Raw genomic sequence first — 10,406 nt, 5'->3', positions numbered from 1 at the left:
CGATGGGCACGCCGATCATGTCGGCGATCGCCGCCGCCAACACGGACATCCATGCGGGGATCACGACCGCGGTCATCGTGAACACCGCGATCGTCGTGGTCGGCATCCTCACCACCGTCCTCTTCCTCCGGAACAAGGCCGCGAAGGACCTCGCCGCCGCCGGCTGAACCCCCTGACCGACCCTCCCCTCCCAGAGGCGCTCCGGCACGGTCCCCCTTCCCCCCGACCGTGCCGGGGCGCCCCCCCAAGGCCTCCCTCCCCAAGGTCTCCTCTTCTCAAGGAACGTGATGGACCTCCGCATCGAAGACCGCGTGTACCTCGTGACCGGCGCGTCGTCCGGAATCGGCGAGGCAGCCGTCCGCCTCCTGGCCGCCGAAGGCGCCACCGTCGTCGGCGTCGCCCGCAAGCCCTGGAACACCGAAGCCCTCGGCGACCGGGTCAGCACCGTCGCGGCCGACCTCACCGACCCCGACGCCGCCCGCCACGTGACCGACACCGTCATCGAACGCCACGGCCGGCTCGACGGCCTCGTCAACAACGTCGGCGCGCTGGAGTCCCGTACCGGCTTCCTCGACGTCACCGACGAGCAGTGGAAGCGCACCTTCGAGGTCAACTTCCACTCCATGGTCCGCATGACCCGCGCGGCACTCCCCGCGCTCCTGGACACCGGAGCGGGTGCCCTCGTACACATCGCGAGCGAGGCCGCCCGCTTCCCCGATCCGGGCATCGTCGACTACGCCGCCACCAAGACGGCGCTGCTCTCCCTCTCCAAGTCCCTCGCCGCGGAGTTCGGGCCGCGCGGCGTGCGCTCCAACGTGGTATCGCCCGGTCCCACCCGGACCGCGCTCTTCGACGCTCCCGGCGGGTTCGCCGAGCAGCTCGGCGAGCGGTTCGGCCTCCCGGCCGACGAGGCCGTCGACCACTTCATCCGCGAGGTGCGCCGACTCCCCAGCGGCCGCATCGGCACCCCCGACGACGTCGCCGGCGTCATCGCGTACCTGCTCTCGCCCCTCGCGGGGCAGGTCACCGGCGCCGAGTGGAGCGTCGACGGCGGCGCCCTGCGACAGGTCTGACCGGGCCGATGCGCGCTTCCCTCCTCGCCCTCGCCATAGGTGCCTTCGGCATCGGGACGACCGAGTTCGTCATCGTCGGTCTGCTCCCGGAAGTCGCCGACGACCTGTCCGTCTCCATCCCCTCCGCCGGCATGCTCGTCACGGGCTACGCCCTCGGCGTGGTCGTCGGCGCACCGCTGATGACCGCGGCCGGCGCACGGCTGCCGCGCAAGACCATGCTCGTCGTGCTCATGGCCATCTTCATCGCCGGCAACCTGCTCTGCGCCCTGGCCGGCGACTACACCGCCCTCATGGGCGGGCGGCTGGTCGCCGCCCTCACGCACGGCGCGTTCTTCGGGATCGGCTCCGTCGTGGCCGCCGACCTGGTGGCACCCGACCGGCGGGCCAGCGCCATCGCCCTGATGTTCACCGGCCTCACCCTGGCCAATGTGCTCGGCGTACCGCTGGGCACCTTCCTGGGCCAGGAGTTCGGCTGGCGTTCGACCTTCTGGGCGGTCACCGGCATCGGAGTCGTCGGACTGCTCGGTCTGATCACCCTGGTGCCGGCCCAGCCCGCGCCGGAACGCGGAGCGCTGCGCGGTGAACTCGCCGTCTTCCGCAAGCCCCAGGTGTGGTTGGCACTGACGACCACGGTCCTCGGTTTCGGCGGGGTCTTCGCCTCCTTCACCTACCTCGCGCCGATGATGACGGAGCTGGCCGGCTTCTCCGACGGCGCGGTCGCCTGGCTCCTCGTCCTCTTCGGCGTCGGGCTGTGCGTGGGCAACGTGCTCGGCGGCCGGGCCGCCGACCGGGCCCTGATGCCCAGCCTGTACCTCATCCTCGGCGGCCTCTGCCTGGTACTGGTGGTCTTCACCTTCACCTCGCGCGCCGCCGTGCCCGCCGCGATCACCCTGGCCGCCTTCGGGGCCATCGGATTCGCGACGGTGCCGCCGCTGCAGGCCCGTGTGATGCAGCAGGCCGCCGGGGCCCCGGCCCTCGCCTCCGCGGCGAACATCGCGGCCTTCAACCTCGGTAACGCCCTCGGGGCCTGGCTCGGCGGCCTCGCCGTCGACCACGGCCTCGGGTGGACCTCGCCGACCTGGATCGGTGCCGGACTGGCCGCGGCCGGTCTGGGCACTGCGGCGCTCTCCGGCCGGCTCGACCGCCGCAGCCACGGCAGCCGGGGGAGCGGCGGACCGCATCCGCAGTCCGGCGCAGAGCTTTCCACCGCACCACGCACGAACGCACCGGGTGCCGGATCCGGCACCCGCTCCATCGTCGAACAGAAGTCGAGGTAGACGCACATGAACGGTGTCGATCGCCGGACCATGCTCACCCGCAGTGCGGCCGTCGTCGGAGGCGCAGCGGTGGCCGGCGCCCTGTCCGGCCCCGTGGCAGCCGCCGCCCCGAACGCCTCCGGCGACGCGGCCCGCGCCGCAGCCGCCGGGACCGGAGCCGTCGTCAGGCCGGGGGACCCGCGCTACGAAATGCTCACCACGGGCAACAACCAGCGCTTCGTGGCCCGCCCGGACTACATCAAGATGGTCCGCTCGACCGCGGACGCCGAACGCGCACTGAGAGACGCGGTCCGGGCGGGCAAGCGGGTCTCGGTGCGCAGCGGCGGCCACTGCTTCGCCGACTTCGCCGCCCACTCCGGCACCCAGGTCATCATCGACTTCTCGGAGATGACGTACGTCGGCTACGACCCGAAGTTCCGCGCGTTCGTCGTCGAGGCGGGCGCCCGCCTGATCAATGTGTACGAGGCCCTCTACAAGGGCTGGGGCGTCACCATCCCCGGCGGCATCTGCTACAGCGTGGGCGCCGGCGGGCACATAGCCGGCGGTGGCTACGGACTGCTCTCCCGGGCCCACGGTCTGGTCGTCGACCACCTCTACGCCGTGGAGGTCGTGGTGACGGACGGGAAGGGCGGCGTGCGCACCGTCGTGGCCACCCGGGAGAAGAACGACCCGAACCGGGAACTGTGGTGGGCACACACCGGTGGGGGCGGCGGCAACTTCGGCCTGGTGACCCGCTACTGGTTCCGTTCCCCGGGCGCGAAGGGCTCCGAGCCCTCCGAACAGCTGATATCTCCGCCGTCGAAGGTCCTGGTGAGCGCCGTCGACTTCCCCTGGGAGCAGCTGACGGAGGCGAAGTTCACCCGGCTGTTGAAGAACTTCGGCGCGTGGCACGCCGCCAACAGCGCGCCCGACTCCCCGTACCGCAACCTCTCCAGCCTGTTCAACGTCAGCTCCAAGGCGCACGGCAGCCTGGGCATGTTCACCCAGGTCGACGCCACGGTGCCGAACGCGAGGAAACTGCTCGACGACTACCTGGCGGCCATCACCGCCGGCACGGGAGTCACGCCGAAGGCGCTCACCCGCCCCACCGGCGAGCTGCCCGCCATGCCACAGTTCGAAGAGCCCAGGACCCTGCCCTGGCTCCAGGCGACCAGGCTGGTCGGGACCAACAACCCGGTCATCACCAACCCCACCTCACGCGGCGCGCACAAGTCCGCGTACATGCGCAAGAACTTCACCGACCACCAGATCTCCGCGCTCTACCAGTACATGAGCCGGCCGGACTTCAAGAACCCCGACACCATGTTGGTGCTCTTCTCCTTCGGCGGGCAGGTCAACGCGATGGCACCCGACGCGACGGCCAACGCGCAGCGCTCGTCCATCTTCAAGATGTGCTTCCAGACCTTCTGGCAGGACGAGGGCGAGGACGAGTTCTACCTGGGCTGGCTGCGCGACCTGTACGAGGACTTCTTCTCGGCGACCGGCGGCGTACCGCTGATCGACGACAGCACCGACGGCTGCTACATCAACTACCCCGACCGTGACGTCACCGATCCCCGCCGCAACAGGTCCGGTGTGCCGTGGCAGACGCTCTACTACAAGGACAACTACCCCCGCCTGCAGCAGGTGAAGAGGAAGTACGACCCGTCCGACTTCTTCCGTCACTCGATGTCGATCAAGCCTGCCCGAGGCTGACCCCTCCCCACCCCTAACCCCAGGTCAAAAGCCCCGCGCTCCGGTCTCCGGAGTGCGGGGCTTCTGTCGTTCCCGGCTAACCGTTCGAGTGGCCGGGGGTGTTCGTTGACTCCCCGGCCGGCTCCGGGAAAGCTGTGTCTTGGCCGGAAGAGGGCAGCTGAAAAGCCCCTCGCAGTGAGATCCGATCCCCTGGCCGCCACCTCCCGACAGGCCCGCGGTACATCGCCGTGCCGCGCCCTCGCACGCCCCGCCACGGCTCGATTCCCCTCGCGTCAGCACGTACGCGTCAGAAAGTAGAGGAAGCCATGCGTTCCGTCGCCGTAGTCCTCGGCACCCGGCCGGAGGCCATCAAGTTCGCACCCGTCATCCGCGCCCTCCAGGACGACCCGCGCTTCGCACCCGTCGTGATCTCCACCGGGCAGCACCGCCAGATGCTGGACGAGACCCTTGACGCCTTCGGCCTCACCGCCGACGTCGACCTGAAAGTGATGGCCCCCAAGCAGACCCTCTCCCAGGTCACCTACCGCTCGCTGCGCGGCCTGGAGGACTACTTCGCCACCGCGCCCGCCGATGCGGTCCTGGTCCACGGCGACACCGCCACCACCCTCACCGGAGCCCTGGCCGGATTCCACCAGCGGATCCCCGTCGTCCACGTCGAGGCCGGACTGCGCAGCGGCCGGCTCGGCTCGCCCTTCCCCGAGGAGGGCAACAGACGGCTCGTCGCGCAGGTCGCCGCCCTCCACCTGGCCCCCACCCCCGGCAACCTGGCGAACCTGCTGCGCGAGGGCATCGCCGCCGACACCATCACCGTCACCGGCAACACCGTCATCGACGCCCTGCGCTGGGCCAGCGGCCGTGCCGAGAGCTACGGCGACCCGGCCCTGGCCGACCTCGACCGTGACCCGCGGCGCATCGTGCTGGCCTCCGCGCACCGTCGCGAAGCCTGGCCGCACCTGCCGCAGATCGGCCGGGCTCTGGCCCGCATCGCCGACGAGCCCGGTGTGCGCGTCGTCGTCCCGCTGCACCGCAACCCCGTCGTCCGCGAGGCACTCCTCCCGCACATCGGCAGCCACCCGAGCATCACCGTCGTCGACCCGCTGCCCTACCTCAGCTTCTGCAAGCTCATGGGCCGTGCCGACATCATCGTCTCGGACAGCAGCGGCAGTCAGGAGGAAGGGCCCGCGCTCGGCAAGCCCACGCTGGTCCTCGGCGACGTCACCGAGCGGTCCGAGGCCATCGTCGCCGGCACCGCCTGCCTGGTCGGAACGGCCACCGAGGGCATCGTCACCCGCACCCTGGCCCTGCTGCGTGACCGCGCCGAGTACGACCGGATGGCCACCGCCGCCAACCCGTACGGCGACGGGCAGGCCACCACCCGCACGGTCGCCGCGCTCGCCCACTTCTTCGGCCTGGGCCCCGCGCCCGAGCCCTTCGTCCCCGACGGCACCGTCGACGAGCTCAGCGTCGAGCTCGCCCGTACGGCCGACTTCGCCCGCACCTGAACCCCGGAGAGGAACCGCCGCATGAGCGCCACCCCGTCCGCCGTCGAACGCCCGCTGAACTTCAGCACCCCGTACCTGAGGGCCGCGCTCGTCCGCGACGCAGTGGACTACACCGTCGAGGGCCGCACCATCGTCGTCAACCCCGGCGTGACGCCCGTGACCATCGCGGAGACACCGCGCAAGACCATCCCCCCGCTCTCCTCGACCGTCCTCGCCGACACCCGCATCGAGAAGGCCGACGCGCTCCTCCTCCTGCGCACCGCCCCCGACGGAACCGACGTCACCGGCATCACCGCGGAACCCGGCTGGTCCCACCTCGCCGACCTCCTCGGCCCCGGCGAGTTCCCCCGCGAGACCGCCCTCCACCGCAGCCCCCAGGACGACATCAACACCGTCCTGTTCGACCCGGCCCACGTACTCGGCGAGCGCGAGAGCGCCATGGACCTGCGCGAGTTCAACGTCCGCGCCAACCTGTGGTTCTCGCCCGCCGGAACCGACTGCGCCGTCCACAACCAGCACGACTTCATCGAGGTCCACACCCAGGTCCACGGCCTGGGCCGGATGCAGCGCTTCCGGGACCGCGACCACGCCTCGCTCTACCAGGACGTCCTGATGAGCCCCGGCTACACCACCCCGGACCCCTTCTGCGCCACCGGCCCCCAGTGCACCTACCACTACCCCTGGCACCAGTACCGGGCCGACACCGACTGCATCTGGCTCGCCATCGAGTACCACCCCGTACCCCGCGCGCTGCGCACCCTCCCCTCCGCGACCACCCTCACCACCCTCACCACCCTGGAGAACCACTCATGACCACCACCGGCACCGGCAAGCACTCCGAGCCCGTCCTGCGCACCCCGAAGTTCACCGCCGAGATCGTGGCCGACCAGCTCCGCGACGGCTACTGGCTGGAGGCGCCCGACATCAACGGCGACGGCAAGCCGGACCTGTTCGGATACGGGCTGCGGCTCGGCGAGATCTACTGGTACGCCAACGACGGCGACTGGACCCGTCGACTGATAGCCGACCGCATCAAGATGCCCGTCGGCGCCGATTTCGCCGATGTCAGCGGCAACGGCCACCCCGACGTCATCGTCTGCTACGACCTCTACGGCCCGATCGGCACGATCCATGACGCCAACACCGAAGGCGGAAAGATCGACTGGCTGGAGAACCCGGGCACCCCCGACAAGGACGAGTCGCGCTGGAAGCGCCACTACGTCGGCCGCGCCACCGGCATGCACCGCCTGCGCGCCGGCCACTTCACCCGCACCGACCGGCTCCAGATCATCGGCCTGCCGATCGTCGCCAAGGAGGACGTCCACGCCGTACTGCCCGTCGTGCTGTTCACCCAGCCCGACGACGTGCACACGGCGGAGGAGTGGCCGATGACCGTCATCGACGACAGCCACTTCCGGATGATCCACGGCGCCGAGAAGAAGCAGGGCCTGGTCCCCGGCTCCGATCTCGAGTCCCTCCTGCTGGCCTCCGACGAGGGCGTCACCTGGCTCTGGTTCGACGAAGCCCGCCAGGAGTGGATCCGCGAACTGATCGGTACGGGCGAGCTCACCCAGTTCGAGCAGACCGGCTTCCGCGGCAGCGGCGACCTCAACGCCGGTCGGCTCGGCGACGACCCGATGGCGTACGTCGCCGCCATCGAGCCCTTCCACGGCAACACCGTGGCCGTCTACACCAAGGCCGAGGGCGACGAGGGCTGGAACCGCGTCCTGCTCGACGTGTACGGCGACCCCAACGAGAACGGCGAGGGCCCCGGCCACCAGATCGTCTGCGCCGACTTCGACGGCGACGGCGACGAGGAGTTCCTCGTGGCCCTGCGCGGACCGTGGCCCTGGCAGGGCGTCATGTACTACAAGGCGATCGACGCGGCCAACGGCGTCTGGGCCAAGTGGCGGGTTTCCGAGGAGTCCGTCGCCCGCATCGCCACGGCCGACTTCAACGGGGACGGCCGCCTCGACTTCGCCACCATCGCGTACTCCGTCCAGAACTACTACGTGGCCAAGGACGCCAAGCTCATGGTCTACCGCAACGAGATCGACCAGTAGCGGGTGTCCGCGCCGGGCCCGGCCCGACGCCGTCCCCGGCTCCGAGCCCCGAGCCCCGACGGTCAGTACCGCCCCTCGCGACGCCCCCGGGGGCGTCCAGCACGCCGCCCGGGACCGTGCTCCCACCGCACGGCGGACCACGGACCCGGGCGGCCGTCCTTCACGAACCTCTTCCGCACCTCTTCCGAAAGAGCGATTCCCTGTGGCCTCCACGACGTCCCCCGACGCAGCGAAGCGGGCGAAGCTGCCCTCACTGACCGGCCTGCGGTTCTTCGCCGCGCTCTCCGTCTTCTTCTTCCACTCGTCCCTGACCGACTCCCCGATCCCGCCGAACGCCCCCATCAACCCCTTCGCCGACGCCACCGTCGCGGACGGGTTCTCCACCGCCTTCGGCAAGGCCGGCTACCTGGGAGTCTCCTTCTTCTTCGTCCTCTCGGGCTTCGTCCTCGCCTGGGCGGCCAAGCCCGGTGAGCGCGTCACCGCCTTCCTCCGCCGCCGGCTGCTGAAGATCTTCCCCAACCACGTCGTCGTCTTCGCCGCCGCGATGGTCCTCTTCGCCGGCTCGGCCGTCACCGGCGTCGCCGACTGGCTCCCGAACCTCTTCCTCATCCACACCTGGTGGCCGCAGCCCACCGTCAACCTCAGCGTCAACCCGCCCAGCTGGTCCCTCGGCAGCGAGTTGCTCTTCTACATGCTCTTCCCGGCCCTCATCGTCCCGATCCGCAGGCTCCGCGGCCGGACCGCCCTGTGGAGCTGGAGCGCCGCGATGATCGCCGGGATGGTCGCCCTCCAGCTGATCGCCACCTACTTCGTCCCCGACACCCCGAAGTCCACCATCACGCCGATCTCCGGGATGCAGTTCTGGTTCGGCTACCTGCTCCCGGCCGGCCGCCTCTTCGAGTTCGTCCTCGGCATCCTGCTCGCCCGGATCGTCCTCTCGGGACTGTGGCCGCGCCGCGTCGGCTTCGGCGTCTCCCTCGTACTCACGGTCCTCGGCTACGCCGCCGCGCTCGTCGCCCCGTTCCAGTACGGGTTCGTCGTCGCGACGATCATCCCGGTCGCCGCGCTCATCGGGGCCACCGCACAGGCCGACGTGGACGACCGGGCCACGTTCCTGCGCAGCCGACCCATGGTGTGGCTGGGCGAGGTGTCCTTCGGCTTCTACCTCGTCCAGGGCGTCACGATCTTCTATCTGCGCTCGCTGCTGGGCGAGCACACCTACGGCGTTCCCGTCGCCCTCCTGGTGATCGCCGGCTTCTTCGCCGCCTCGCTGCTGGGCGGCTGGCTCCTCTTCCGCTTCGTGGAGATGCCCGCCATGCGCCGCTTCGGCCGCGCCAGGCCCCGGACGCCGTCCGCCCAGGCCCCCGCCCCGGCCCGCGAGCCTTCCGGCGACCGGACCCCGGTCACCGCGGCCGCCCGGGACTGACCCGCCGCCCTACCGCTCCCCGCCCGCGTCGGCATCCGCCGACGCGGGCTCCGCGCTTTCGTGGCCCGCCGCCGCAGCACCCGCGGTCAGGCTCGACAGCATGCGCAGGGCGGCGTCGGAGGGGGAGGACTCGGGGGCGCTGTAGAGCAGCATCCGGTGGTTGGTGCCGTCGGTGAGGTGCAGGTTCTCGAAATCGAGGGTCAGCGGGCCCACCACCGGGTGGTGCAGGGTCTTGGTACCGACCGTGCAGTCCCGCACCGGGTGCTTCGACCACAGCGAGGCGAAGTCGGGGCTCTGCAGCATGAGCGCCCCGATGAGCTCGGCGAGCGCGCGGTCCTCCGGGTTGCGCCCGGCGACCAGGCGCAGGGCCGCCAGGGCGACCCGGGCCTCGCTCTTCCAATCCGTGTAGAGCTCCCGGGTGTGCGGATCCAGGAACAGCATCCGCGTGAGGTTCGGGCGTACGGCCGGGTCGTCGGGGCTCGCGATGTCGACGTGCCCTGCGAGCAGGGCGTGCCCCAGCGGATTCCAGGCGAGCACGTTGTTGCGGCCGTCCAGGACGACCGCCGGGACCTGCGGCATCGCGGCGATCAGCCGGCGCGTGGTGTCGCGGGCGTACTCGGGACGCGGCGACTGGGCCCGCTTCGCGCGCGGCGGTCGGGCGAGGTTCAGCAGGTGCGCGTGCTCGTCCGGGGTCAGGCGCAGGGCGCTGGCCAGGGCGTCCAGGACGCTGTCCGAGGCGTTCGTGCTCTGCCCCTGCTCCAGGTGGGTGTAGTAGGTGATGCTCACACCGGCCAGGAGGGCCAGCTCCTCGCGCCGCAGCCCGGGCACGCGCCGGCGGGTGCCGTGGGAGGGGAGCCCGACGTCCTCGGGCTGGAGCTGGGCGCGACGAGTGCGGAGGAACTCGCCCAAGGCAGTCGGTGTGTCCATGCGTTCCAGTGTGCCGGGGGAGGGCACCGAACGGGGCCCGTGAAGGTGGCCCTGGGAGTGCTAGCTTGCCCGGCGCCAGCACAACCAGGGGGCTGGGTAACCCTCTCCGACCGGTCCAGAGTCGATGACGCAACAGCTCGTTGCGTCATCGAGAGGAAGTGTGGGGCGATGTCGGTCGTCGAGGGTGTGCGGGTCGATTCGGGAACGGAGGGGCCCGTTCGTTTGGACGGGCGTCTGAAGTTGGTGCTGGTGGTGCTGCTGGTGGCGCAGTTCATGCTGGCGGTTGATTTCTCGATTTTGAACGTGGCGTTGCCGGTGATCGGTGACGGGCTCGGTTTCTCGTTGTCAAACCTGCAGTGGATCGCGACGTCGTTCGCGTTGTGCGCCGCGGGCTTCACCCTGCTGTTCGGGCGGGTCGCGGACCTGTTCGGGCGGCGGCGGTT

Annotated in this window: 9 protein-coding genes; 8 read left to right on the top strand and 1 reads right to left on the bottom strand. The window is 70.7% G+C overall.

What is annotated here, in order from left to right; translation table 11 throughout:
* Positions 1-287: 287 nt before the first annotated feature.
* The 7 genes from ACIQK6_RS42770 (at position 288) to ACIQK6_RS42740 (ending at position 9,036) form a co-directional block, all read left to right on the top strand.
* A complete protein-coding gene (locus ACIQK6_RS42770; protein WP_329104704.1) occupies positions 288-1,073 on the top strand; it encodes an SDR family oxidoreductase in 786 nt (261 codons plus the stop codon).
* An 8-nt stretch (positions 1,074-1,081) separates the two neighbouring features.
* Positions 1,082-2,350 (top strand): MFS transporter, encoded by a 1,269-nt coding sequence (locus tag ACIQK6_RS42765; RefSeq protein ID WP_329104706.1) that lies wholly within the window; start codon positions 1,082-1,084, stop codon positions 2,348-2,350.
* Positions 2,351-2,356: 6 nt separating this feature from the next.
* Entirely contained in the window at positions 2,357-4,045 is a 1,689-nt protein-coding gene (locus ACIQK6_RS42760; protein WP_329104708.1) for an FAD-binding protein, read from the top strand.
* Between the two features lie 305 nt (positions 4,046-4,350).
* A complete protein-coding gene (gene wecB / locus ACIQK6_RS42755) occupies positions 4,351-5,547 on the top strand; it encodes a non-hydrolyzing UDP-N-acetylglucosamine 2-epimerase (RefSeq protein WP_329104710.1) in 1,197 nt (398 codons plus the stop codon).
* Between the two features lie 21 nt (positions 5,548-5,568).
* Positions 5,569-6,360, top strand: coding sequence for a hypothetical protein (locus tag ACIQK6_RS42750; RefSeq protein ID WP_329104712.1), 792 nt, complete (start codon positions 5,569-5,571; stop codon positions 6,358-6,360).
* The gene (locus ACIQK6_RS42745) at positions 6,357-7,610 is read left to right on the top strand and encodes a VCBS repeat-containing protein (protein ID WP_329104715.1); all 1,254 of its coding nucleotides are present in this window, start codon (positions 6,357-6,359) and stop codon (positions 7,608-7,610) included. The genes ACIQK6_RS42750 and ACIQK6_RS42745 overlap by 4 nt, the downstream gene beginning before the upstream one ends.
* A 202-nt stretch (positions 7,611-7,812) precedes the next feature.
* Positions 7,813-9,036: an acyltransferase gene (locus ACIQK6_RS42740; protein ID WP_329104717.1), complete on the top strand. Its 1,224-nt coding sequence runs from the start codon at positions 7,813-7,815 to the stop codon at positions 9,034-9,036.
* Between the two features lie 9 nt (positions 9,037-9,045).
* Here ACIQK6_RS42740 and ACIQK6_RS42735 read toward each other — a convergent pair whose 3' ends face one another.
* A complete protein-coding gene (locus ACIQK6_RS42735) occupies positions 9,046-9,963 on the bottom strand; it encodes a helix-turn-helix domain-containing protein (RefSeq protein WP_402697796.1) in 918 nt (305 codons plus the stop codon).
* Positions 9,964-10,131: 168 nt separating this feature from the next.
* Here ACIQK6_RS42735 and ACIQK6_RS42730 point away from each other — a divergent pair.
* A partial coding sequence (locus ACIQK6_RS42730; protein WP_402697795.1) for an MFS transporter occupies positions 10,132-10,406 on the top strand: 275 nt, incomplete at its 3' end.

This window comes from Streptomyces sp. NPDC091682, from assembly GCF_044756625.1.
In the GTDB taxonomy this organism is placed as follows: Bacteria; Actinomycetota; Actinomycetes; order Streptomycetales; family Streptomycetaceae; genus Streptomyces.
Note: the sequence above shows the minus strand (reverse complement) of the source record. Positions and strands in the feature narration are given on the sequence as shown.